This is a genomic window from Bacillus sp. FS02 (assembly GCF_024398395.1).
Lineage (GTDB): Bacteria > Bacillota > Bacilli > Bacillales > Bacillaceae > Bacillus > Bacillus altitudinis.
This window is the reverse complement of record NZ_CP074101.1, coordinates 53,889-78,792: the sequence shown is the minus strand read 5'-3', so window position 1 is coordinate 78,792 and position 24,904 is coordinate 53,889. Positions and strand designations below refer to the sequence as shown.

Here is a 24,904-nt window from a genome sequence, read left to right as displayed (position 1 = left end):
GTTTGCTACATCCCTTTTCCTACTTTATCTTTATGTCGTACATCAGCTTCTAGTATATTTGAGCGGAATGAGTTCTTCGATTTTCACCTTGACCAGCTCCCCATCCATATCAAGGATGACAAAACATGTTGGTCCAAAGTCTGAAATGAGCTCTCGGCAGATGCCACAAGGGCTGACTACTCTAATTCTTCTATCTTTTTCATCTGAATAAGGGTGTCTCACTGCAACAATTGTATCAAAATCTTTGTATCCATTCGATAAAGCGCTGCCAATCGCAATGGCTTCTGCACAAACAGTTACCCGTCCGATATAGGCTTCTATATGGACAGCTGATATGATTTCTCCTGTTTTCATCCGGATAGCTGCTCCTACATGATGCTTGTCATCTTCATAAAGACTGATTATCTTCTTTTTTGCTTCGTCTATTAATTCGATATCTTCTTGTGATAGATCAAACGTTTTCATCGCGTTTCCCCTTTCGCCTCACTGCTCGTATGTATTATATCAAACATGAGGTGATGAACTGAACTTCACTCTCCTTTACTAACCAGCCAAAAGACCGTTTAATCTGTAGTGAATGGCCATTTTGAATGTATTTCATATTCAATTGAAAAAGGCTGCTTTCAAGTAAGCAACCTTTTCCCTTATTTACATCAGAACATTTACCCTTTCTAGGTGTGAACTGAATCCCTATCGATTGATCACTTGAATGATTTTCTTCAGAGCATCTGCCGCTTCTGGAATTGGCATGACAACAAACACATGCAGCATTTCAGGATAAACAAAGGTTTTGATGTCCATTCCTTGTGCTGATAGTTTTTCATCGAGCTTTATGGCATCTGGATATAACATATCATGTGTTCCGATAAAATGAGTGATCTTCCCGAGCCCTTTAAAGTCACCGTAAATCGGACTAATCAATGGGTCTGTGAGACTTTGATCAGCTGCCCACAATTTTGTGATGACTCCCATTCCTTCATGACCTAGAATCGGATCTTTTTTTGCATATTCAAATATGAGAGGGTTGCTCATACTCATATCCACACACGCAGATAGTAACACGATATCCTTCGGCTGCGGCAGATCCTCTTTCTTTAAAAGGTGCGCAAGACCAAGTGAGATGTTTCCGCCAGCTGAATCTCCCATGATCGTCAATTGATTGGCACTTCCAGCAGTTTTCAGAAGGTCTTTATATAGGTTAAGCATTTTCGGATACGTATCCTGGTTGCTATAATGAGGTACTTTTGGGTAAATAGGAGCGACTACTTTCGCACCTAGTGATTGCGCCATTTTATCCATGAACCACCAATGGACATTCAAAGGCTGATTTGTCCACGCGCCACCATGTAGATAGAGAATGACTTTTTGATTTTGTGATGATTGTTCATTCAATGTGAAAACTTGCATGCCTTCGAAAGTCTGCTCTTGTACCTCACTGATTAACTTCACACCCTCCCCAATGGCATAAGGCTGTGTATTTTCATTTCCTTTTTGCTCAAGAAATTTTTTTGTCTGTTCGATACTGGAAAAACTCTCTTTATTACTTTGCGAAGCGAATAATGTTTCAAATTGAATACTTTCTTTAGAACGTTCACCATGATACATTTCTACACTCATTTTTTTCTCTCCTTCACCCAATAGGTTTATTGATCATCCTGCTTCGGAACACGAAATGATTCCAGGTAGACTTGTACTTTTTTCTCAGGGGTTTTTAATAAGTTAGATAAAAGGTCTTGAATGAGACGAAGGCTTTTAATTTTCTTTTCAATTTCTTCATGTTTAAGATGGACAATTTGTCTTAGGGTATCAAGGTCTATGTCTTGACTTAGCATGTCCATAATTTCAGCTATTTCCTTTAATGAATAACCGAGCGTTTTCGCATCTTTGATCAATTGAATTTTCACAACATAGTCGTCTGTATAGAATCTGTAACCGTTTGAACGTCGTCTTGGAGCAGGTAATATGTTGTGCTCTTCATAGTAACGAATTGCGGCAGGACTTACTCCTGTTTTTTTGGCAAGTTCTCCTCTAGTCATCAACTCCATCGTTACTCCTTTTTTATTATTTTGTTTTACTATATGTACATTATAAAGGTTGAACTATACTTCAAGGTCAAGGTGAAACATTTTTCGGCCAACTTTTGTTATCAAATGATTGTAGCAAAGAGATCTCTAGTGCTTGCTATGACATAATTGAGGTTACTTTTTGGGTAAACAAAAAAACACCATCGCACCCGGCCAAATAAGGCGGATGCAATGGTGTCATCATCATTCCATCTGGATTATGATAAATCTTCCCCATTTGTTTCAATCACTTTTTTGTACCAGTAGAAGGAATCTTTTTTGTAACGATTTAATGTCCCATTCCCTCTGTCGTCTTGATCTACATAGATCAAACCATAGCGTTTACTCATTTGAGATGTTCCGCAGCTAATTAAGTCAATACAACCCCATGGTGTATACCCCATTAAGTCGACACCTTCTTTGACTGCTTCTTTCATCTGTTCAATATGTTGTTTTAAATAATCAATTCGATAATCGTCGTGAATTTCTCTGTCTGGTGTCAATGTATCTCTTGCGCCAAGTCCGTTTTCACAAACAAATAAAGGTTTTTGGTATCTGTCATACAGTTTAATTAATGAAATGCGCAGCCCCATTGGATCAATTGGCCAATCCCATTGTGATAACTCCAAATGCTCATTTTTAATTGGACTATCAAATGTACCCGCTAGCTCTGCTGCATCTTCTCGCGCTTCTGCTACGTGGGACATATAGTAGCTGATCGCCACAAAATCAACGATGCCCTCTTTCAAAATTTGCTCATCCTGCTCTTCGATATCAAGTTTGATGTCGTTGTCAGCAAAATATTTCACCATGTATGTTGGATATTCACCTCTAGCTTGAACATCCGGATAGAACATATTCAATTGGTTTGATTTTACCGCTTGCAGCTGGTCCTCTGGTTTCGTTGTTTTTGCATAGGCTTCAATTTGGTTAATCATACAGCCAATTTGTGCATGTGGAATGATTTCTTTTGCAGCCTTCACTGTGAGAGCGCTGGCGATAAATTGGTGATGTGATGCTTGATACGCAGCCTGTAATTTATGGTCTACTAGGTCCTCTAAAATTCCAGCACCGGTGTAAAGGCTATTGAGGTTCATATTCATTTCATTGAATGTAATCCAATACTTCACTTTATTTTTATATCTTTCTAAAATGGCGCGGGCATATTTTTCAAACAACGGGACAAGCTCTCTACTCATCCAGCCATTATATTTCTCTGTTAAAGTAATCGGCATTTCATAGTGAGACATCGTGACTAGCGGTTCAATTCCATATTTCGCACACTCATCAAATACGTTATCGTAAAAAGCCAATCCTTCTTCGTTCGGCTTGTCTTCTAAACCAGTTGGAAAGATTCTTGCCCATGAAATAGACAAGCGAAACACTTTAAAGCCCATCTCTGCAAATAGTGCAATATCCTCTTCATATCGATGGTAAAAATCGATTCCGCGTCTTTTCGGGAAATCAAATTCATCGGGTTGTTCCTTGTATCTTTTTAATTCAGCTGAACTCACATCGAAAGTAAAGTTGTTCACTTTTCCTTTTTCATAAGGATCTTTATATGCAGCAAAGTCTGACGTCGACAGGCCCTTGCCACCTTCTAAGTATGCGCCTTCTATTTGATTGGCAGCAGTTGCGCCACCCCATAAAAAATCATCTGAAAATCCTTTTTTTACATTCTTCATTTCAATCATCCCTTCTCTTTATATTAGTGAATAAGCATTAAGAGCTTATTTTGACCTGCGGTGACATGAGCGTCACCTGTATGAATCACATCAAGGTATTGCGTTGAATTTGTGACGATAATAGGTGTCACTACATCTAAATGGTTTGATTGAATTCCTTCTATATCAAACGATAATAAATGATCCCCCGTCTTCATCTCATCGCCCTCTTTTACCAGTACATCAAAGAATTGGCCATTTAGGCTGACGGTATCAATCCCCACGTGGATCAATAATTCAATCCCATCATCTGAAACGAGTCCGATGGCATGTTTAGTAGGTGTAACAGTCACTACTTTTCCTGAGAACGGTGCTTGTACCACCCCCTTATCAGGCAAAATTGCGACTCCCTTCCCCATCATTTCACTTGAGAACACGGAATCATTCACTTCAGATAAAGGAATGACCTTTCCACTCATAGGTGCTTGAACTTCATAAGGACTTGTTTGCTTAGACATTTGTTGATTCTCTGTACTCTCAGTGTGATTTCGCTTTTCTGCTGCTTGCTCGTTAGCGGCCGTGACAGACTCCTGAAATCCAAGGAGAATGGTGATGAGAAGTGACACGATGAAGCTAAGGGCGATTCCAATCAGAGCCAGCTGAAAATTATTTGTCCCTTTCATAATGTAAGTTGGCAGTGAAGTAATGCCTGGGATCGAAAAGGCTGTCGTTTTAACTGAAAATAAACCGTAAAAACATCCACCGACTGCGCCGCCAATTAATGAAGCATAAAAAGGTTTTTTTAGTCTAAGTGTGACTCCATAAATGGCTGGTTCTGTGATCCCGAAGAAACTAGGAAGCAATGTTGAAAGCGCTAAAGACCTTGTTTCTACCCGCTTGGTGCGGATGATGACACCTAACACAGCGCCTGCTTGTGCCATATTCGCAATGAAATTCATTGGAAGCAGCATGATATCGTAACCCACTTTTTCAAAGCTGGCTAACGTGCTTGGGAAGAATGCGTAATGCATTCCAGTTAACACAATGAGTGGCATAAGGCCCCCCATTAATAAACCGGCAATCGGACCAGCGAAATTGAACAATGAAGTGAAAAAGATTTCTAAATATTGCCCAGAAACGTTCCCAATAGGAGCGATAAAAGCCAGTGTAAGAGGAGCCGTGATCATCAGGCTCAGTACCGGTGTAAATACGATACTTAAGGATTTTGGGATCGCTTTTGTTATCCACTTATCGACAAAACTTAGTAATAGCACACCTAATATAATTGGTAATACAGAAGATGTGTAATTATTTAGTGGAATACTTAACCCTAAAAAACTTAACGGGTCTGCTCCTTTTGCTGCACCTTCGATCATCGTTGGATATAGTAAAATCCCTGCTAATGCGAGCGCAAGAGATTCTCGCGTTTTAAATTTCTTCGCTGCCGAATAAGCAATGAGGAAAGGTAAAAAGTAAAAGACAGCATTTGAAAAAATTTGAAGTACTTGATAGGTAGAACTTGTCTCCGTCAGCCACCCTAAGCTAACGAACAGTGCCATGATTCCTTTGATCAATCCACTACCAACAATCGCTGGCAAAATAGGTGTGAAAATCCCGCTGATCACATCGAATACGACTTCAATTGGGTTCATCTTTGACGTGTTTTTAACAGGAGCAGAATCATTGCTACTATGACCGGCCAGATGATCGATTTCCTCATAAACCTCTGCTACCTTTGCTCCAATAATGACTTGGAACTGTCCACTTTGGAATTGAGCACCTAAAACACCATCTAATGTTTTCAGCTCATCTACTTTTACCTGACTTTCATCGTTGAGATTAAATCTTAGCCGTGTGATACAATGCCAACTTTGAGATATATTTTCGGTTCCACCAATTAATTTCACAATTTTTCCAGCCAATTCTTTGTTTTCCATGCTTTCACCCCTTCATTTTCACAAAAAAAACCTAAACAAAATCCACCATAGAAAAGATCATTCTTTCTCATGGAGATTTGTTTAGGTTAATGCTTTTTCATAACACGCCTAAAAGAAATCATTTATTTTTTTGGTGTTCCTTTGTGATTCTCTCAATATGGATGACTAAAAAAACAAGTTCGTCTTCTGTCACATTCCAATTGAATTCTCGTTTTAACATTTCTTTGATGATCAATCCGCAGGCATAACTCTTCATATAACGATCCTGTATTAATTCTTTTAACGAGTCATCCATCTGCTGCGGTGGTTGATTGGTTTCCTGCCTGACAATAAAATATCTCAAGTGGGTAATAAACCTCGAATAATTAATGGATGATTTATCCAATATCATCTCGAAAATATTTTGAATGATTTTGACGATTTCTTTCGTGAGGTGAGTCATCTTAATGGTGTCTCCCATAGACTGACCATCTATTTGAGCGTTTACAAAATGCAGGGCAATGAGTGAAGCTTCAGTATCTTCAAAAGAAATGCCCATCATCTTTTGAATAATTGTCAGTGCTTTTTTCCCGACTTGATATTCTTGAAAATAGAGATGTGGAATTTCCCACACAATGGGGTTTTCATACGCCATTTTTTCTTCGTGCCTTTGAATAGCGAAGGTGAGATGATCGGATAGCGAAAAGAGCGCGCTGGAACCTAACTTCTTATTCAACATCTCTTCGCCCACGCGAATGATTTTTTCAGTTAATAAAAGGATATCAGTTGGGATAGCGGCAAGTTGAGATTCTAATGGAGACGTCTGATCAGAATAAAATGTCTTACTGACAGCGCTCTCATCAAGTGTATCACCTTTCTTCTTTTTAAAACCTATTCCTGTTCCAAACACAACGACTTCATTTTGAGCCTCTGTTAGAGCTAATACGATATTATTATTTAAAACTTTAACGACGGTGAACATCCTCATCCCACCTTACCTAAAATGCTAAAAAAAGCATAAAAAAACACCAAAATCTCAGCAAACAACGTACAAATGTACAATCTGTTTACCTGACTTGGTGGTGCCTGATCATATCAGTAACACTCCTGCATCGGTTACGACTTTATTTTAAATAGAGGGATGACCAAAGTCAACTATTTTTTCTGAAAAAATAGATTAAATACCCAGAATCATTTTATCTTTCCTTGTCATTTTACAGTTTAACATATTTAAGGTTGCTGTAAGGTTCGGATTAATACGAGTTAAGGTTGAGGTTGTACAATGGGTTTGTAAGGAATTGAGGGATGAGTCAAATGGTCCCCTCTTCTAAATCAATCATAGAGGTGAAAAGCTTTGAGAGAAAATAAAATTTTGTCTTCATTATGTTACTTCAGTATCTTTTTTGCACCATTTCTATTTCCGATTATCGTTTATTTCTTAGGAAAAGACGAAGTGAAATACCATGCGAAAAAATCACTATGGACACATATTATTCCTTATTTGATTTTCGGTCTTGGGATTGCCGGTTCAGGTTTACTTGGCATGAACGATATCAGTCATGCTGGTCCGTTCTTAATTGCAACGTATGCTGTGACATTCCTTGTGGCGATCTACTTCTTCATTTGGAACATTGTGAAAGGTATTAAAGTGTTTTCAGAATAAGAGTTAGAAAAAACGGTTCTGTGATTGATCAGAACCGTTTTTTGTATGTCCGTTTAAGCGGGTAATTGGATATCAATCGTTGTTCCTTCTCCTATTATACTTTGTATTGTAATATCTCCCCCGTGTTTTTGGATGATATCTTTTGCAATCGCCATTCCAAGACCTGAGCCTGCATGTGTCCCTCCTGTATTCGTCCCTCTATAGTAGCGGTCAAACACTTTTTCTAGCTCCGCCTCTTCAATTCCTTTGCCGTTGTCTTGAATGGTGATGTGGGTATGTTCTTTTTGTTCAAGCTGTACAATGATTTTCACATCAGCATTATTGTGAACAAGGGCATTTAAAATGAGATTGGTGACCGCTCTTCGTATGAGGATCGTATCAATATTCAGCATGAGCTTGTCTACATTCGTTTGTAGCTCAATGGTCTGATCTGCATATCTCGAATCGTTGAGGATATCAATTAACGTTTCACGCAGCAATGGCACAATGTTCACCAGTTCTTTATGCAACATCACGTCGTTATTTTTCAGCCTTGTTGTTAAATTGAGATCCTCCATCACATCTTTGATGTACAATGATTTATTCTCTATGATGCTGGCATAATGTCTAATGTCTTGATTTGAAAGAGGATAATTTGGATCTTTCATGATTTCTGCATAGCCTTGAATAGAGGATAATGGTGTTTTAATATCATGAGAAATATGACTGATCCACTCTTCCCGCATTTGCTCTAATTTGTCTTTTTCTTTTTGGCTTGAAGCGAGCTGCTCGGATAAGTGATTGACATTATAGAACACATCTTTATATATCCCCTTCGTTGGCAGCTTCGTCGTATAATCTCCGTTTGCGAGCCGCTGGATGCCGTAAATGGCACGGCCGAGCGGTTTGATGAGTTGCCGGCTGAATAAGTATCCAATGAATAAGGCAATGATGGCATCAATCGATAATAAAATCATCGTCCCGATATTGAATTGCGATATTAAGTCTTTCGTATCAAAAGAAAATAAATATTTTCCGATGGAAGGGTCCTTAAATCCGATGAAGTAGCTGTATTCCTTACCCTTTCCATTTTTCCCTCCAGCATAGATCGTCGACATCAATTGCTTATCTTTATATTTATGTAAGTTTACAATTTCTATAGGTGTGTATTTGCTCTTTATGCCTTTAGGTGCTAGTGCATGATAGACGTCTTGTCCATTTTCGTCTAATATTTGAATCCACGCATTTTGTTGTTTTAAGGCTTGCTGTCCTTCTTTACTCACAGTGATATTTTGATTAGACAAGGTGATGTATTGTTCAAATGTTCTTGTGAAGGTTTCCGGCGTATTTTCTTCGTTTTGCTGACTGCTTGCTTGTAGTACAAGCCCTATCATGAATCCAAATAAGTTAATAAAGACCGTGATAATGGTCACGATAATGACAGAGACCATGTATCTGCCTGTTAATCGCCATTTCATCTTTACGCATCCTTTACAACAAATTTATAGCCAAGTCCTTTGACCGTCACGAGAAATTCTGGTGTAGATGGGGAATGTTCTATTTTTTCCCGCAGTCTTCGTATATGAACCATTACCGTATTATCAGAACCGAAGAAATCCTCTCCCCAAACCGTTTGATAAAGCGTTTCTTTACTGATGACGCGATTCGGATGCTGCAAGAAATAAGTCATCAACATAAGTTCTTTCGGTGTGAGTTCAATTGCCGCACCGTTTTTCGTCAGTTCGGCTTGCTGCTCGTTTAACTCAAATGGTCCTTTTTTGATCACGGGCTCCGCTTGAGAAGGCTGTACGTATGATGACCGTCTTAGCTGGGCTTTTACCCGGTAGGCGACTTCTTTTGGACTAAACGGTTTTGTAATGTAATCATCGCCGCCAATGGCAAGTCCTACAATTTTGTCTGATTCCTCTCCCTTTGCTGATAAAAAAATAATCGGAACATGCGAAACATCTCTGATTTGTTTGCAAATATCGTAGCCTTCACCGTCTGGCAGCATAATATCCAATATGACGAGATCTGGTTGTTCTTGATGAAATTGCGTGAGCCCATCACGGGCAGTTGAAGCTGTTAACACCTGGTCAATGCCTTCTCTTGTTAATACGGTATGGATTAATTCTAAAATTTCTTTTTCGTCATCTATAATCAATACTTTGCTTTGAACCTTTGGCATGATGATCACTCTCCTGAAGTCATTGTTATTATTATACCCAAAGTGTTGACGTCGTGAAAAATCAACTTTCTATTTACACAGAAAAAAGCCAATTTTCTTTTTTAATGAGAAAATTGGCTTTTCGTGTTTCTTTAGCGTTTGACCACAAATGTTGTCACACTTTGAGCCGGGAGATGAGCCCAAAATTGATTTCCTGATATGTTTAAGTCAGTTCCAGGTTGAAGGTTGCTGCTGCCGCTCGTCACCCATCTAGACGCCTGAGAAACGGAGCCATTTTGCACGACGAAGTGTTGATTGACCCCTGCATTGCTTTTATTAATCGCCACAATGACGACCTGATTGTTTCCTTTGTAGGCTGAGACGAAAACATTTGGTTCAGGGCTTTTCGTTGCATCAATTCTGACGAAACCTGGTCGCACAAACTTGGAGAAATGCGCCATGTTGTATCCGCGCTTGCTAATCATTCCATCTTCTTTCATAGGACCGTATGATCTCCGGATGTACCACCACACATACGCCTGAAAGTCCCCTTCCACCATTGAATGGTGAATATGCTCTGATACCCCTAATGCTTCAGGCCAGCGGTCCGCTGAATTGTTATCACTATTCGGATAGTAGACCTCTGTCATCCATAGCTCTTTCCCTGCCCCTTTTTGTTTGAAAAGAGGGTACGGAAGCTGGCTAATTTGGGTGCCGTATAGATGAGCGCCGAGAATGTCCATATTCCTTAGCGCCTGTGGATCGTTTAAGATAGGATCTGAGATATTCTTAAGATATTGAAACGATTCTGGTGCAATCACACGTGCATTAATGGAGCCGGCATTTTCTCTCATGAATCGCAGGATTTCCTGAGGTGTCCACCATGTCCATTCATGCGCATAATCAGGCTCGTTTTGTACAGAAATGGCATAAAGATTGACTCCGTTGTTTTTCATGTAAGTGACAAAATCATTCAGATGCTGAGCATATGCTGCGTATTGATTGTATTTAAGCCGCTTGGCAGGTGATCCATTCCGGTTAAGTGTTTCAACCATACTGCTTGGAGGATTCCAAGGGGAAGCAATCACTAGAGCACCATGCTCGATCGCTCGTTTGGCCGTCGCGACTTCTCTGCTCCAATTGTTTCTGTTTTCGTCTACATAAATTCTAAGAATGGAAAACCCTAACTGATTTTGTCCATTGCCAAAGGCAGTCTCCCTTTGTGGCGCTGTCAAATCACCAATCCAAGCTGGATGGTTCATTCCGCCAAAACCACGAATCACTTGTCTTTCTGCATTAAGGTTAATGTTTGCGTCAGCTGCTGATACTTCAGCTACTCCAGGTCCTATGAACATGACAGACAGCATGGTGAAACACACCAATAAAGCAAGCATTGGTTTTTTTATACATGACATCAAATTCCCCACTCCTCTATCAAACATTTAAGCACCTTTATTCGCTACCTTTGAGTAAACTGCCAAGAATCAAATTGGAATAGATTTCCCCCGCCTGTTCCGGTAAAGACAAAAAATACGTTGTGCACACCGGATGCGCCGTTAATCGCTGTTTCTATTTCCCGCCAGTTTTGTGTTCCACCGGTGGAAGGTACATTCAGTGTACCGACCAGTCTGCCGTTCGCGCTTCCAAGTCGTACTTCTATTTTCCCGCCTACTGTCGATGCGACATTGGCTTTAAATGTTCTAGCGCCATTTGAACCAAAGTCTACATTCCCTAAAGCCACCCAATCGCCATTTTGAATATTGGTGACATGCTGGTTATTCACTGGTCCTCCTGGTGCTGACGAGGCTTCTGTCAAAATGCGTCCATTCCAAGCGAATGTTTCAGCTTCAACACGTTGATATGGATTCAGATTAGATAGCTGTTTCACCCCTTCATAATTGGCTGCTACTTCTCGAAGGGAGCCATCTGCATTATGCACAAGCTTGTTAATATGTGGAGAGCGATAGCCTTTGCCGCTTCCGTATAATGCAGAGCTAACGGTTTGCGTATGATACACGACATACCACTCGTTTTTAAAATTGAACACCGCATGATGGTTGTTACCGCCGCCACCAAAAAAAGCACCCGGATTTTTCAGAAAGTGTCCTTTATACGTGAAGGGTCCCATCGGGCTTGAACTCGTCATATAGCCGATTTCACCGGGTGGTTTATCAGCAGGATGTGAGCCGCCAAAATTGATGCAATAGGAATAGTAATAGGTACCGTTATACTTATGCATCCCTGAATCTTCAAACATAAAAGGAGCATCAATGGTGGATGCGCTACTGGCCACACTTGTCATATCAGCACCTAGCTTCAGGACTCTTGCTGTTTTAGGATTTGCCCATTGTCCCTGCGTTGGATTGGAACCGCCTGGAACGCCACCGCCGGCATATAGATAACCAGTACCGTCATCATCTACAAATACGGCCGGATCAAAAAGCCATACAACTCCAGACATGCCAGGTGTACTTGGCGTAACGAGCGCTTTTCCAATTGGATCAGTCCATGGACCAATCGGGCTGTCTGCTGTAAGGACTCCAATCCCTCCGCCGCTGTTAGCGAAATAAAGGAAAAATTTATCCTTTCCGTTGATCTTCTTTACCGCTGCTGATGGGGCCCATGATGCGCCTGCCCATTTGGCAATGCCTCTGCCGCCGTTTGCCCCATTTGCCCCCGCTACTGGAATCGCTCCGTGATCGGTCCAGTTGACCATATCCGCCGAAGAGATGACGAATACTCTATTCAGATTTGCAAATGAATTGTCCTTAATCGTTCCGTTGCTTTGATATTCATAGTCATCACTCGACATATAAAGGTACACTCTTCCGTTATAGGTAAGCGCAAACGGGTCTGCTCCTAAGTGATGATCAATGAGCGGGTTTGCATTTCCTACTTGCTTGGCAATTGGTGTGCTTGCCGCATGCGCTTCATATACTGGCAAACAACTCAGTACCAAAGTGAAAATCAATAAACAAACGCTGCACTTCATCCTCGTCCTCATCGTGTCATTTCCTCCTGTTTTCATCTTCCTGATATTGGGGTTTAGGCCCAATTTCAAATTATGTTGATGTTTCGTGATGAAGAATGAATACAAAGAATGATTTCTCCCTGCGAATCCCTGTAAAGAGTACAATGAAAACCCTTACTTTTTAACTAGAAGACAACAAAAAAATGCAGTCTCCATTTTGGAGCTGCATTCTTTCTCAATGTTCAATAAATGTACGCTACATATACCGAGCGGTCACCATTTTCTTTCTCGTGTAAAACTCTACTCCGTCTGTTCCATTGGCGTGCAAGTCTCCGTAGAAGGAATCTTTCCAGCCGGAAAATGGGAAGAAAGCCATTGGAGCAGGAACACCAATGTTAATGCCTAACATGCCGGCTTCGATGTTTTCACGAAATTCTCTTATGCTTGAAGCGCTGTCTGTGTATAGGCAGGCACCGTTTGCGAATTTTGATTGATTGGACAGGTCGATTGCTTCTGCGAGTGATGAGACACGGACAATGGATAAAACTGGGGCAAAAATCTCGTCCTGCCAGATTTTCATTTGATTTGTGACATGATCAAAGATCGTTGGTCCGACAAAATACCCTTCTCCATTTATTTCTTTATCTTGTCTGCCATCACGAATCAGGCTTGCGCCTTCTTCAATTCCTGATTGGATATATTGAAGAGTTCGTTCTTTATGCTCCTTCCGAATGACTGGTCCGAGAAAGACATCTTTATTTATTCCGTTTCCTATGACAAGCTGGTTGGATTCATCGACCAATTGTTGAATCAAGTCGTCTGCCACGTCTTCTTCCACTGCGACAACGGCTGCTGCCATGCAGCGTTCACCTGCTGATCCAAAAGCAGCGCCAATGATTTGTTTTGTGGCTGATTCTAAATCAGCATCTTTCAAGACGATAGAGTGATTTTTTGCACCGGCAAGTGCTTGTACACGTTTACCATGTGATGTCCCTTTTTTATAGACGTATTCTGCGACTGGCTGAGAGCCGACAAACGAAATGGCTTTTACCTTTTCATGTTCAAGTAGACCGTTTACTACATCGTGAGCGCCGTTGACAATGTTGAGCACACCTTTTGGAAGTCCTGCTTCTTCAAATAGTTCTGCTAACCGTGCAGCAAGGATTGGCGTCCGTTCTGAAGGTTTTAAAACAAATGTATTTCCGCAAGCGATGGCAAGCGGGAACATCCAGCATGGGACCATCATCGGAAAGTTAAACGGAGTAATGCCGCCGATGACGCCAATTGGGTAGCGGTACATGCCAGACTCTAGACCAGTCGCAATATCAGGTAGTTGTTTCCCCATCATTAAGGTTGGTGCACCAGCGGCAAATTCCACACATTCAATTCCTCGTTGCACCTCTCCTTTTGCTTCTGTTACACTTTTTCCGTTTTCCAGCGTGACGAGTTCAGCTAACTCATCCCATTTCTCTACGAGTAACTGTTGGTATTTAAATAAAATACGTGCGCGCCGGGGAACAGCTGTTTTAGACCAAGTGGTGAACGCTTCTTGTGCTGCCTGGACTGCATGTTCTACATCCGTTTTTGTTGAAAGTGGTACTTCTGCGATGATTTCGCCAGTAGCTGGATTATAAACAGCTTCCGTTTGGTTCGTTTCGGCGTCCACCCATTGTCCGCCAATATAATTTTTCAACGTTTGTACATCTGTTTTGGTCATGTTCCCTCTCTCCTCTTTGTTTGGATTGTGATGCAATCGTGTGTTGATTTATCGTCATTGTCTCATCTAAGGGGCCTTCATCTGTATACACTCTTTGTCAAATGAAACCACAATTTTGCTTTACGTTCTGATAAAACATGTGAAGTCTATACCTTCTAGCTCTTTTGGTTCCGCAGATCTGTCCCCCTTTTAGGTCGTTTTGTCTGTGTGTCATGTGGCATGATCATGTTAACTAATTGATGATATATTTTTGGTTAACTGTTGGTTAACTTTAGAAAAATCATAATATTAAAAGCGCTTTCAGTCAATGATCAGTTTGTTGATCTAAAAAAACCTGATGCCAAGTGCATCAGGCTAAGACTGTTTATGTTAGTTATTTAGAAGAAATTGCGTATTGACTCGGCTCTGTATAAGCCGGGAGCATCTCCCCGTGTGCTTCAATTAATTCATTACATAGTTTGATGGTGTCATCAATTGATAATTCAGCACTTGTATGCGGGTCTAATAATGCCGCTTGGTAAATGTGTTCTTTTTTGCCGCTGATTGCAGCTTCAATCGTCATGAGCTGTGAGCTGATATTGGTCCGGTTGAGTCCAGCCAATTGTTCAGGTATCTCTCCGATATAACATGGCATGATGCCGCTCCGGTCTGCAACACATGGCACTTCGACACAGGCTTTTTCAGGAAGGTTGTGAATGAGTCCTCCTGTGTTCAGTACATTTCCTCCAAATTTAAAGGGAACGTTCGTTTCAATCGCTTCAATGATACGTGAACCATATTCTTTAGAGCGCGTATGCGTGATCTGCGTGTTTCCCACAAGGTCATGTTTCATCGTATTCCAGTTGTTGATTTGTTCCTCGCAGCGTCTTGGGTATTCATCGAGCGGAATGTTAAACTGTCCAATCAGTTCTGGATAACGAGATTTGATAAAATACGGATGATATTCTGCATTGTGCTCTGAGGATTCGGTGACATAGTAGCCGAATTTATCCATTAGTTCAAAACGAACCATATCAGGATGCCGCGTTTTTTGTTTTTCTTTTGCTCTTTTTTTGATTTCTGGATATAAGTCTTGACCGTCCCGTTTCACTTCTAATAACCATGCCATGTGGTTAATGCCGGCAATTTTTTCTTCAATGCCTTCATGGTCCATTTCAAGTGATTGAAATAAATCTTTCGTACACACCTGTACGCTATGGCAAAGACCAACCGTTTGAACCCGAGTATAACGCAGCATAGCGCCAGTCAGTGTGGCCATTGGATTCGTGTAATTTAATAATAAAGCGTGTGGACATACTTCTTCCATATCCTTTGCGAAGTCCAGCATCACGGGTATGGTTCGAAGTGAACGGAAAATACCGCCGATGCCAACTGTATCCGCAATCGTTTGTCTTAATCCATATTTTTTTGGAATCTCAAAATCAATAACAGTGCTTGGCTGATAGCCTCCCACCTGAATGGCATTGATGACATATTTCGCATTCTTTAAGGCTTCTTTCCGGTTGTGATACGACTGAATGGTCACATGTGCACCGTAGTTCTCTTTTAAGTGACGTAGCATCGTTTCTGATTCTTTCAGCCGGTTATGGTCGATATCATATAACGCAAATTCAAAGCCGGCAAGTGCGGGAACGAACAGACAATCTCCTAATATATTTTTAGCAAACACGGTACTTCCTGCACCGATAAATGTAATTTTAGACATAGACGACACTCCTTTTTACATCAAGGTTGGATTACCCTTTAACAGAGCCTTGAGACAGCCCTGCGATAAAGTATTTTTGCAAAAGTAAAAACATCGTGACCATTGGCAGCATCGCAATAAGAGCAGCGGCGCCAACTAGCTGGAGCTGGTGTTGATTTTGACCAAAGAAATTGGATAAGGCGACTGTCAGTGTATGCATGTCTTTATCTTGCAAGAAGAAGATGGCAAATTGATAGTCGTTCCAAATATACACACAGGCAATGATTAAAACAGAAGCGGTAATCGGCTTCAGCAGCGGAAAAACGACGGTGAAAAAGACTCTAAGTGTTCCCGCGCCATCAATACGAGCGGCTTCTTCAAGCTCCTTGGGAATCGTCGACCGGATAAAACCGGCATATAGAAAAATCGTCAGTGGCAAAAAAGCAGCAACATTGTTTAAAATAGCGATTTGATAAGTATTCATCATGCCAATTTGTACAACCATTTTGTATAGCGGGACAAGGGCGGTGAGTGGCGGTATCACCATAATGGCAATGAATAAGAGATACACCGCTTGATTCAGCTTTGTTCCTCTTCTTGCGAGTGGATAGGCGGCAAGTGATCCAAAGATGATGAGTAGGGCAGCCGAGCTGAACGTAATGATCACTGTATTCAAAAAGGACTGGCCAAGCTGAGCATCTGTCCATGCCATGCGAAAGTTTTCAAAATGAAGCGTTGATGGGAACAGCCATTTTGAGCTAAAATCTCCTATCCCCTTTAGAGAGGTCGTGACTAAAATATAAAATGGAATCAGGTGAAGCAATGTTACCAAAAGGGCGAGTAAGGAGTACCATCTTTTCTTTCGTTTATAGGCGTTATCCATCACACCTCGGTCTCCTTTCGTTTGAAATAAATGAGCGCTGCGACACTAACGACAAGGATGATAATAGCCATGAAGACACCTTGCGTCGCTGCATAGCCTGCATCCTGCCGTTTGAAATACAAATCGTACATAAAAGTCGACATCGATTGCGAGGAATCTCCGGGTCCTCCGCCAGTGAGCGCGACAATGACATCAAATAATTTAAGTCCACCGATCACATTGAGCACAACATTGATGGTGATAGATGGCATTAAAAGTGGTAATGTGATGCGCCAAAATTGCTGAAGACCTGAAGCTCCGTCGAGTTGTGCTGCTTCATAATAATCTTTAGGAATGCTTTGGAGTCCTGCTAAATAAATGATCATGGCAATCCCGACGAATTGATACGTATTCACAAACACAATGATCCAAGTGTTTAGCTGCGGATTACCAAGTGCATTCATTGGATCAAATCCAAAAAAGGTAACAACGTCGTTTAAAGCACCACCTTGGTACGCAAAGACAAAATACCAAATATAGCCCATAGCAATCGGGCTGATCATGACGGGTAAATAGATCACCGTTCTTGTGATGGCTCTCATTTTTAAACTTTGATTTAATAAGAGTGCATATCCAAGACCAATCATATTTTGTAAGATGGTGCTCCCGATGCCGTAAAGAAGGGTATTTTTCACAACAAGCCATGTGGTTGGATCTTGTAGTAGCCGTTTGTATTGATCCAGTCCGATCCACTTATACTGTTGTGAGAAACCGTTCCAATTTGTAAAAGAGAGCTGAATCCCGTTAAAAAAGGGATAAATGATAAAGGTACTGACAACGAGAACAGCAGGCAGATACATCCACCAAAGTGAAGAATTTTGGCTATTTTTCATCTTCTGTTTTGGAAAAGAGGTAAATGTCGCCGCCTGTTTTTCTTTTGTGATGTCACTCATTGGCTTCACTCCTGTTTCAGCATGAGCCTGCTATTGTTTTTTCAGACGCTTATATTCCTCTTCCATTTTCTTCGATAGTTGTTCCGGTGTGATGGAGCCTGCTAATAATTCTTGACCGGTCGTTGCCATGACAGCCCACATGCCGCTCGGTAAGTATTTCCGATCAAAATATGGTTCAATCTTAATATCTTTATATTGCTCGTAAAATGTAGAGTAATAGTTTTTGGCTTTGACTTCTTTTAAAGCCGTTTCAGAGGAAGTGCCCTCTGCGATTTTTTTTGCGTTTTCAGGCTTTGCTAAAAAGTCAATGAATTGTTTTGCTTCTTTTAGATGCTTTGAGTCTTTCCATGCCGCGACAGTAAAGCGTTCCCCGCCAATCCAGCTTTGCTCATCTCCTTCATGAATCGCTGGTACGGGCATGGTGCCTACTTTGATCGATTGATTGAGTTCAGTCGCCTCAGGTCCTAAAGATCCTCCCACAAAGGTGAAAGCGATTTTGTTTTGTGCCATTAGCTCAGATGCTTGAGATAGTTTCGCAGTGAGTACATCTTTGTTTAAAAGGTCTTGATCTTTCAGCTCCTTCATAAACTGTGCAAGCGGTGTATAGCGAGACCAATCAAATGATCCATTTTCAAGGTCTTTTCCGTATTGATGTTTTTGATCGGTAATGAGTAAAGGCGTTGCCAGCTCATCAAAGACTTGGGCAATATTTGAATTATCGCCTCCTGGGATCCAGAGCGGCACAACGTCTCCTTTACTTTTTTCTTTGACAGTTTGTAAAGCAGTTCTCAGTTCATCCAGTGTTTTAGGAACTTTTATGCCATATTCTTTTAATAGATTGGCATTAAAACTAAGTCCGTCTTTTGCTTGATTCAGCGGATAGGCATAGACTTTGCCATCTTTGTCTTTTAAAATTTGATCGAGTGAAGGATCGAGTTGTTTTACCCAGTCCATCTCCTTTAGATCAGCCACGTATTCGCTATATCGCAGCTTGGCCCAGCCGTGTGTATCAAATAGGTCTGGCATGTCGTTTGCGCCCATTTTGACGCGTATCATATCTTCATAGCTGTTGCCAGGGAAGTTGGCATCAATTCGGATGTTTTGATGTTCTTTTTCAAAGTCACGGATCACTTCTTCAAATGCCTTTCTCTCCCCGCTGTTGCTCATTGTAGAGAATAGAGTCAAGGTCACTTTTCCGTTTGCTTCAGACGCACCGTTATTGCCACAAGCAGACAAGATCATCGACAAAACTAGAGCTGCACACAGCATCAAATTTTTTTTATTCATCGTTTCCTCCTTTTGATCACTGAAAATTCAGACGATTATAGGTAGAATTCATGCAGTTGCGGAAACAAAAGAAGTCCATTATACTGGAATTCTATTCTTTTCAAAGAGATAAGAGAGCAATTGGGTAAACTGCGTTGTTTTCAGCATGATCTGGCCATCATGCTCAGCAGCTCCCTCCCTGCTTTTTTGTCTCTTTTTTGTTTGCTGAAATGCTCGTTCACCCCCTTTCATGGATTGGGCATGTGCTGCCTCTTTGCATGAGTTTTGTTGGCACGACGACTTTTAAAGGAAGCTTTCTTCCTTCTATCCGCTCAAGCAAAAGCTTTAGACCTACTTCCCCCATTTCTTCTGTATATACTTTGACCGTTGTGAGCGGCGGGCTTGAAAAGGAAGCGGCTTCGATATCATTAAACCCCACGATTGAGACATCTTGAGGTACACGAAGACCGGCTTCATGTAGCGCTCGCATAGCGCCTATTGCCATAGAGTCACTTCCGATAAAAAAGGCTTCTGGAAGCTTTCCTTTCTGAATGGCTTTTTGCATAAGCGAGTAGCCTTCTTGCATCGAATATTCGCCTATGTGGATGTCATTCATATGAAGAGTTCCCGCTTCTTGCATTCTTTTGATAAAAGTTGTTTGTCTTTCGTCCTCAATCACAGCATTTCCTTCGAAATAATGCTCCCTCTCTTTCCCGCCAATATAGCCTAGATGTGTATAGCCGAGAGATTGCAGATGACGAATGGCACGATCTGCCGCTCTGACAAAATCCACATGTACACAATCATACAAATCTTCATCCGCATAATGATTGATAAAAACGATATGTTCCATTCGGTTTGTCATCTTTTCAACCGTATCAGGGCTGATTCGTCCAATGACAATCAAACCGTCAATATCCTTTAGTATCGCCCCTTTATCCATGTTTCTTAGGCGAAAGGTATGGAGAGTGGACAGACCTTGTTTGGCATATTCTTTTTCAATTCCTTTTCGAATCGATGAAAAAAAAGGATCATTTAATTCTTCGTCAATGGATTGGGCGACAACGACACCGATGACTGGGGATGCGGGTGGGCTTTTTACTTCTGCTTGGTCGGCTTTTCTTGCTCTGACTGGGGTATAGTTTAATTTCTTAGCTATGTCGAGGATGTTTTGTCTTGTTGCGTGTGAAACGGCAAGCGTTTGGTCGCCATTTAACACACGGGATACAGTAGAGACGGATACTTTTGCATCATGAGCAATATCTTTGAGTGTAGTCATAGGCAAACTCCTCATCATTTTTGACTAAATGTTTACTAAAGATATTTGAAGAATAACACATAAATAAAGCGCTTTCAATTATAAATTTGTGCTTTTATGAAGTTTTTGAGTATGTTTTGATAAGGAGATAGTTTGTTTAGTAAAATTGCGTAAAAAAGAGGATGGGCTTCATCCTCCTTTTTACTAAGGTGATTTCATTGTGGCTGTTTCTTTTGCGAACAATTGCTTCATTATTTCCCATGCTTTATCTAATTCTTCGTGAAGTCCAAATAAACCTGAGGTACCGATGATGTAAATTTCATTTCCTGCCTCAGCAAGCAACCGGAACGTGCTTTCATTACAAGAGCCGTCTACCTCAATTGAAAATGAGTATCCCCCCTTCTCTTTGATTTCTTTCACCGCTTTCATTTTCGGAAGCATTTCTTTGATAAAAGGCTGACCCGCAAACCCTGGATCAATTGTCATGATCGTCACCCGGTCTATTAAATGAATAAAAGCATCTAATGCTGCAACTGGTGTGGCGGGATTGAGAACAAAGCCGACCTCACACTTTCTTTCGTGGATATGCCGAATGATTCGAAAAACGTCTTTTTGCACCACTTCTGGATGTAAACAAATCATCGTTGCGCCTGCATCAATACATGCATCAATTAAAAATTCCTGAGGCTGTTCGGCCATTAGATGAACATCAATCGGAACGTCTGTCAGTTTCCGAAGTTGTTCAATGAAAAAGGGTGATAAGGTCATATTTTTTACATAGTGACCATCCATGACGTCGACATGATAACGGTCTGCCCTTGTGTTCAGCAGCTGAATTTGTTCACGGAAGTGCGTTAAATCCATGCACATCAATGAAGGTGAGAAAATAGCTGTCATCCTGAAATGCCTCCTTTTTAAAGATGAAATATAAATTTGATCAATCCAATCAAGATTCCGATGATACCGAAGTCTGTATCGCCAAATGTTGTCCCTTCAAAGCCAAGAGTGCCTAACACAGGAAGTAAACAAGCTGGTAAAAATGAAAGGAGTATTCCATTCACAAAGGAACCGGCGACTGCACCTCTCACTCCCCCTGTTGCATTGCCATATACGCCCGCTGTCGCACCGCAGAAAAAGTGCGGCACAAGTCCAGGAACAATGACAGTTAAACCAAACAAAGGAAGAAGGAAAATAGACACGATGCCTCCAGCAAAACTGCATAAAAAACCGATGATCACTGCATTTGGAGCAAATGGGAAAACAGTTGGCGCATCAAGTGCCGGCTTTGCCCCTTTGACGAAACGATCGGCAATCCCTTTGAAAGCAGGCACAATTTCCCCGATTGCCATCCGTACACCTGCTAAAATAATGTACACCCCAGCAGCAAAGGTAATTGCCTGAATGAGAATGAAGACAGCAAAGTTCGTACCACCACTAATGTTTTCTATATATGAAATTCCCGCAAACGGTGCAATCGCAAAGAAAAGCAAAGCCATCGTAATGGAGATGGCTACCGATGTATCTCTTAGAAAACCGAGTGATTTAGGCACTTGAATGGTTTCCGTTGATTTCTCTGGGCGCCCGACCCATTTGCCGATCATTCCCGCTGTAAAATAGCCGAACGTACTGAAATGACCGAGCGCTAGATCATCACTTCCAGTGACTTTCCTTGTAAACGGCTGAAGGATTGCGGGAGCAATGACCATCGCTGCACCTAATACGATTGAACCAGTGGTGATCAGCAGCGTTCCTTGCATGCCGGCTGTTGACAGAACGACTGCAAGCATAGCCGCCATATATAGCGTATGATGCCCAGTTAAAAAGACGTATTTAAAGGGTGTGAATTTTGCCAAAAGCAAATTGACCAACATGCCAAAAATCATAATGAGCGCTGTCTGTGTACCGAATTCCTTTTGGGCAATGGCCGCCATGGCATCTGTATTTGGGACAACCCCTTGAATGTGAAAGGCTGCTTCAAACATCTTCCTGAAAACCCCAAGTGAATCAGATACGACTGTGGCGCCCGCTCCTAATATTAAAAAACCCATTGTTGTTTTTAAGGTGCCTGATACAGTATCGGCAGCTGACTTTTTCTGCAAAAGTAAACCAGCGAGTGCAAACAAACCGATGAGAATTGCGGGTGTGCCCAATATATCGTTCATGATCAGTTCTATCATGATGTGAATCCCCCTTTTTCCGTCGATTATATGTGTTTACGAAGGACGTCTTTAATGGCTTCCTGGTCTAACAAGTTATTTAATCCAGCGACCTTTCTTGTGCCGTCATCCAGCTGATCGATAATGTCTGTTGCGCCAATATAGAGGTCTGCTTGTTCATTTTTGCTTGTACTGAGATCGGTGTGATCCACTTCCGCTAAAAGTCCTAATTCTTCTAATGCCTTTTTGACATTCATTTCAACAATAAAGCTGCTTCCTAAACCGTTTCCGCATACAACAAGAATTTTTTTCATTTTCTTTTTCCTCCTTTATACTTGTGAAAATCGATTGATTAGTTGTTGAATGGCTGCTAATTCCTCTGCTTCAATCAATTGTCTCACCCGTTTTTCTTCACTTAACAGCATCGTCAGCTGTTTGAGTGCTTTCAGGTGGGTCATACTGTCAATGGCAGCTAATACAATGATGAGACGAACTTGCTTTTTTCCATCCTTTGAAAAGGAAACGGGCTGATGACATGACATAAGTGACATGCTTAATTTGTTCACGCCATCCTCTGGTCTGGCATGCGGAATCGCCACTTGTGGCGCAATCACAATATAAGGGCCATTTTGATGAACAGACTGGATCATCGCTTTCACATAACTTTCCTGAATCGCTTGTTGATCAAGCAAAGGCTGTGCTGCTTTTGTAATGGCCTCCTGCCATGTGTCTGCTGTTTGCTGGAGCTGAATGGTTTCTTCTGTTAATAAATCGTTTAACACTGGTTTCCACCCTTTCTGGTGTGATACATATGTGGGATGAAGCAGCTCCTTCAGGTCATGAAGCAATGCTTTTTCATTTTGAACGATGGTATGCTGCTGAATGATATTGAATAAAGCATTCACATGGTGCTCATCAAGCTTAGGTTCTGAGCCTTCTCCATATTGAAGCAATGTTTTTTTCTCATAAGCAGTGAGAATCGGGTGCACGAGATGAACAGGTTTTCCTTTAAACGATATAGGTGTCGTTGACACAACAAAGTCGGCATCAATGGATGTTAATTCTTCATATGAACGTTTTGATAACAGTCCGCGTATGTCGATGTAGCCGATTAATTCAAGAAGCTGCGTTTTCAGCATGTGACTGGTGCCAATTCCTTCTCCGCAGACAATGTAAACAGAACGTTTCGCAATCGATGAAATCCCTTCTCTTCTCATCCAGCCGCCAAAATGCATCGCCACATAGGCAATTTCATGATCGCTCATCTTTGAACAGGCTGCCTTCTCTAAATGGCAAGCAACCTTTTGCGTGATGTCAAACACCTCTGGCTGTGCATGTTTCATGGAATCTGTTAATTCATTGATGATCTCAATGTGATAGATGAGCCTATAATAGGCCGGAATTAAATGCATGGTTAAGTTTTGTTCCAAGACTTCTACTTCCTGGAAGGAAATACACGCATAACGCTGAAAGTCCATGATCATTTGTCTCGCAATGGTTCGAATGAGATGTTCTTCTGGTTTTTGACTTGTTGGAAGTTTTTGTTTTTTGGCACTGAGCCATAAGGTGCTAAGAAAATAGATTTCATCATCATGAACCAAAAGACTGGTTTCTTTTTGAATTTGCGCCATGAAACGAATAGCAGCCAAGCATTCATCTGTTTCCTGCAGTGTCCGTTTTTCTTCTGTTGAAATGTGTACAGCACGTCCTAGCTTCATCCGTTTAAAGTAGAAAAAGAGATCCATAGACAGCTGATCCAGCATGTCATCTGCAAATTCAAGCTTCAGATCTTGTTCGGATTGTTGAAGGAGATCATGTATTCTCTTATATGAGATAGGACCCTTTAACCAAACCGATGGAAACGTTTTTTCATTTTTTATCATGGTGCGAATGAAATGAATATAAGGTTTCAGCGCCAACCGAATTGTTCTTTCTTCTCCTGAAATTAAATAGCCACTGGCCGCCTGATAATGAAGTGTAAGCTGCTGTTTTGAAAGTGCTTCTTTTAGTTGTTTCATATCTTCAAGCAGTGTATTGCGGCTTACCTTTGTTATCTTCATAAAATCATCAATTCTTAGACAATGCTCGCTACATGCAATGGATAAAAGCAAGATGGCCCTTCGTTCCTTTACACATGGTTCATAGTCATGACCGACAAGAACAGTGTCAGCTTTTTCGATAATGACTTCTTTTTCATGAGGATTTAAATAATAGCCAAGTTGGCCTTTTCGCTGCACACCACTAAGCTGATGAGTTTCCAGCCAGCTGTTCATTCGTTTGATTTCAGCATAAACGGTTCGAGTCGAGACATTCATTCGATTCTGTAAATCTTCTATTGATAAATAAGATGTCGTATGAAGCAGCATAGATAGCAAAGTAGTACCCCTTTTGGTTAAGTACAGTTGGAATTCCTCCCTTCTTCCCTTTGGTTATAAGTCTAATCAACTCGCATGCGTCAAAGAAGTCCAAATGTTTTCAGTAAGTATTGTGCAGCTTTTGGGTGATTCTTTTGCCATAAGAAAAAGCACACCCGCATGAGTGTGCTTTGAGATTTGTATAAAAAGAACCCTTTTTCTGCTTTTAAT

Annotated in this window: 21 protein-coding genes; 1 reads left to right on the top strand and 20 read right to left on the bottom strand. The window is 41.2% G+C overall.

The window, feature by feature from the left end; translation table 11 throughout:
- Window positions 1–42: 42 nt before the first annotated feature.
- The 6 genes from KFQ09_RS00360 to KFQ09_RS00335 all read right to left on the bottom strand — a co-directional run bounded on the left by KFQ09_RS00360 (window position 43) and on the right by KFQ09_RS00335 (window position 6,625).
- The gene (locus KFQ09_RS00360) at window positions 43–465 is read right to left on the bottom strand and encodes a cytidine deaminase (RefSeq protein ID WP_017367347.1); all 423 of its coding nucleotides are present in this window, start codon (window positions 463–465) and stop codon (window positions 43–45) included.
- A gap of 225 nt (window positions 466–690) precedes the next feature.
- Entirely contained in the window at window positions 691–1,617 is a 927-nt protein-coding gene (locus KFQ09_RS00355) for an alpha/beta hydrolase fold domain-containing protein (protein ID WP_212356281.1), read from the bottom strand.
- Window positions 1,618–1,643: 26 nt separating this feature from the next.
- On the bottom strand, window positions 1,644–2,045 hold the full coding sequence (locus KFQ09_RS00350) for a MerR family transcriptional regulator (RefSeq protein WP_017367349.1): 402 nt from the start codon (window positions 2,043–2,045) through the stop codon (window positions 1,644–1,646).
- Window positions 2,046–2,281: 236 nt separating this feature from the next.
- A complete protein-coding gene (locus KFQ09_RS00345) occupies window positions 2,282–3,748 on the bottom strand; it encodes a glycoside hydrolase family 1 protein (protein ID WP_255835917.1) in 1,467 nt (488 codons plus the stop codon).
- Between the two features lie 23 nt (window positions 3,749–3,771).
- Window positions 3,772–5,664, bottom strand: coding sequence for a beta-glucoside-specific PTS transporter subunit IIABC (locus KFQ09_RS00340; protein WP_138825835.1), 1,893 nt, complete (start codon window positions 5,662–5,664; stop codon window positions 3,772–3,774).
- 118 nt (window positions 5,665–5,782) lie between these two features.
- Entirely contained in the window at window positions 5,783–6,625 is an 843-nt protein-coding gene (locus tag KFQ09_RS00335) for a PRD domain-containing protein (protein ID WP_008343748.1), read from the bottom strand.
- A 372-nt stretch (window positions 6,626–6,997) separates the two neighbouring features.
- Here KFQ09_RS00335 and KFQ09_RS00330 point away from each other — a divergent pair, with 372 nt between their 5' ends.
- A complete protein-coding gene (locus KFQ09_RS00330) occupies window positions 6,998–7,306 on the top strand; it encodes a magnetosome magnetite crystal formation protein family (RefSeq protein ID WP_007499277.1) in 309 nt (102 codons plus the stop codon).
- 53 nt (window positions 7,307–7,359) lie between these two features.
- Here the strand turns inward: KFQ09_RS00330 and KFQ09_RS00325 are convergent, their stop codons facing one another.
- From KFQ09_RS00325 to KFQ09_RS00260, 14 genes are all read right to left on the bottom strand, one after another.
- On the bottom strand, window positions 7,360–8,763 hold the full coding sequence (locus KFQ09_RS00325; RefSeq protein ID WP_182489201.1) for a sensor histidine kinase: 1,404 nt from the start codon (window positions 8,761–8,763) through the stop codon (window positions 7,360–7,362).
- A 2-nt stretch (window positions 8,764–8,765) separates the two neighbouring features.
- Window positions 8,766–9,473: a response regulator transcription factor gene (locus tag KFQ09_RS00320; protein ID WP_048002663.1), complete on the bottom strand. Its 708-nt coding sequence runs from the start codon at window positions 9,471–9,473 to the stop codon at window positions 8,766–8,768.
- Window positions 9,474–9,604: 131 nt separating this feature from the next.
- Window positions 9,605–10,870: a glucuronoarabinoxylan endo-1,4-beta-xylanase XynC gene (locus tag KFQ09_RS00315; RefSeq protein ID WP_255835916.1), complete on the bottom strand. Its 1,266-nt coding sequence runs from the start codon at window positions 10,868–10,870 to the stop codon at window positions 9,605–9,607.
- Window positions 10,871–10,911: 41 nt separating this feature from the next.
- Complete coding sequence (locus KFQ09_RS00310) at window positions 10,912–12,456, bottom strand: glycoside hydrolase family 43 protein (RefSeq protein ID WP_046527322.1); 1,545 nt, start codon at window positions 12,454–12,456, stop codon at window positions 10,912–10,914.
- A gap of 223 nt (window positions 12,457–12,679) precedes the next feature.
- On the bottom strand, window positions 12,680–14,140 hold the full coding sequence (locus KFQ09_RS00305; protein WP_213406643.1) for a CoA-acylating methylmalonate-semialdehyde dehydrogenase: 1,461 nt from the start codon (window positions 14,138–14,140) through the stop codon (window positions 12,680–12,682).
- A gap of 373 nt (window positions 14,141–14,513) precedes the next feature.
- Window positions 14,514–15,845 carry an alpha-glucosidase/alpha-galactosidase gene (locus KFQ09_RS00300; protein ID WP_076821603.1) on the bottom strand — a complete coding sequence of 444 codons (1,332 nt, stop codon included), beginning with the start codon at window positions 15,843–15,845 and terminating at the stop codon, window positions 14,514–14,516.
- Window positions 15,846–15,876: 31 nt separating this feature from the next.
- A complete protein-coding gene (locus tag KFQ09_RS00295) occupies window positions 15,877–16,707 on the bottom strand; it encodes a carbohydrate ABC transporter permease (protein WP_255835915.1) in 831 nt (276 codons plus the stop codon).
- Window positions 16,707–17,639, bottom strand: coding sequence for a carbohydrate ABC transporter permease (locus KFQ09_RS00290; protein ID WP_060781090.1), 933 nt, complete (start codon window positions 17,637–17,639; stop codon window positions 16,707–16,709). The genes KFQ09_RS00295 and KFQ09_RS00290 overlap by 1 nt, the downstream gene beginning before the upstream one ends.
- A gap of 30 nt (window positions 17,640–17,669) precedes the next feature.
- A complete protein-coding gene (locus KFQ09_RS00285) occupies window positions 17,670–18,926 on the bottom strand; it encodes an ABC transporter substrate-binding protein (RefSeq protein WP_255835914.1) in 1,257 nt (418 codons plus the stop codon).
- 217 nt (window positions 18,927–19,143) lie between these two features.
- Window positions 19,144–20,184, bottom strand: coding sequence for a LacI family DNA-binding transcriptional regulator (locus tag KFQ09_RS00280; protein ID WP_024719056.1), 1,041 nt, complete (start codon window positions 20,182–20,184; stop codon window positions 19,144–19,146).
- Window positions 20,185–20,367: 183 nt separating this feature from the next.
- Entirely contained in the window at window positions 20,368–21,060 is a 693-nt protein-coding gene (alsE, locus tag KFQ09_RS00275) for a D-allulose 6-phosphate 3-epimerase (protein ID WP_048001466.1), read from the bottom strand.
- A 17-nt stretch (window positions 21,061–21,077) separates the two neighbouring features.
- Window positions 21,078–22,340 (bottom strand): PTS ascorbate transporter subunit IIC, encoded by a 1,263-nt coding sequence (locus KFQ09_RS00270; RefSeq protein WP_255835913.1) that lies wholly within the window; start codon window positions 22,338–22,340, stop codon window positions 21,078–21,080.
- 26 nt (window positions 22,341–22,366) lie between these two features.
- A complete protein-coding gene (locus tag KFQ09_RS00265; RefSeq protein WP_017359544.1) occupies window positions 22,367–22,633 on the bottom strand; it encodes a PTS sugar transporter subunit IIB in 267 nt (88 codons plus the stop codon).
- Window positions 22,634–22,648: 15 nt separating this feature from the next.
- Window positions 22,649–24,685: a BglG family transcription antiterminator gene (locus KFQ09_RS00260; RefSeq protein ID WP_255836255.1), complete on the bottom strand. Its 2,037-nt coding sequence runs from the start codon at window positions 24,683–24,685 to the stop codon at window positions 22,649–22,651.
- Between the last annotated feature and the right edge of the window lie 219 nt (window positions 24,686–24,904).

Coding starts and splice junctions, on each gene's coding strand:
- KFQ09_RS00340 (WP_138825835.1), bottom strand. CDS start 5,664: ATGGAAAACAAAGAATTGGCTGGAAAAATTGTGAAATTAATTGGTGGA.
- KFQ09_RS00310 (WP_046527322.1), bottom strand. CDS start 12,456: ATGAGGACGAGGATGAAGTGCAGCGTTTGTTTATTGATTTTCACTTTG.
- KFQ09_RS00295 (WP_255835915.1), bottom strand. CDS start 16,707: ATGGATAACGCCTATAAACGAAAGAAAAGATGGTACTCCTTACTCGCC.
- KFQ09_RS00335 (WP_008343748.1), bottom strand. CDS start 6,625: ATGTTCACCGTCGTTAAAGTTTTAAATAATAATATCGTATTAGCTCTA.
- KFQ09_RS00350 (WP_017367349.1), bottom strand. CDS start 2,045: ATGGAGTTGATGACTAGAGGAGAACTTGCCAAAAAAACAGGAGTAAGT.
- KFQ09_RS00360 (WP_017367347.1), bottom strand. CDS start 465: ATGAAAACGTTTGATCTATCACAAGAAGATATCGAATTAATAGACGAA.
- KFQ09_RS00270 (WP_255835913.1), bottom strand. CDS start 22,340: ATGATAGAACTGATCATGAACGATATATTGGGCACACCCGCAATTCTC.
- KFQ09_RS00305 (WP_213406643.1), bottom strand. CDS start 14,140: ATGACCAAAACAGATGTACAAACGTTGAAAAATTATATTGGCGGACAA.
- KFQ09_RS00355 (WP_212356281.1), bottom strand. CDS start 1,617: ATGAGTGTAGAAATGTATCATGGTGAACGTTCTAAAGAAAGTATTCAA.
- alsE (WP_048001466.1), bottom strand. CDS start 21,060: ATGACAGCTATTTTCTCACCTTCATTGATGTGCATGGATTTAACGCAC.
- KFQ09_RS00285 (WP_255835914.1), bottom strand. CDS start 18,926: ATGAATAAAAAAAATTTGATGCTGTGTGCAGCTCTAGTTTTGTCGATG.
- KFQ09_RS00300 (WP_076821603.1), bottom strand. CDS start 15,845: ATGTCTAAAATTACATTTATCGGTGCAGGAAGTACCGTGTTTGCTAAA.
- KFQ09_RS00280 (WP_024719056.1), bottom strand. CDS start 20,184: ATGACTACACTCAAAGATATTGCTCATGATGCAAAAGTATCCGTCTCT.
- KFQ09_RS00290 (WP_060781090.1), bottom strand. CDS start 17,639: ATGAGTGACATCACAAAAGAAAAACAGGCGGCGACATTTACCTCTTTT.
- KFQ09_RS00320 (WP_048002663.1), bottom strand. CDS start 9,473: ATGCCAAAGGTTCAAAGCAAAGTATTGATTATAGATGACGAAAAAGAA.
- KFQ09_RS00345 (WP_255835917.1), bottom strand. CDS start 3,748: ATGAAGAATGTAAAAAAAGGATTTTCAGATGATTTTTTATGGGGTGGC.
- KFQ09_RS00260 (WP_255836255.1), bottom strand. CDS start 24,685: ATGCTGCTTCATACGACATCTTATTTATCAATAGAAGATTTACAGAAT.
- KFQ09_RS00325 (WP_182489201.1), bottom strand. CDS start 8,763: ATGAAATGGCGATTAACAGGCAGATACATGGTCTCTGTCATTATCGTG.
- KFQ09_RS00265 (WP_017359544.1), bottom strand. CDS start 22,633: ATGAAAAAAATTCTTGTTGTATGCGGAAACGGTTTAGGAAGCAGCTTT.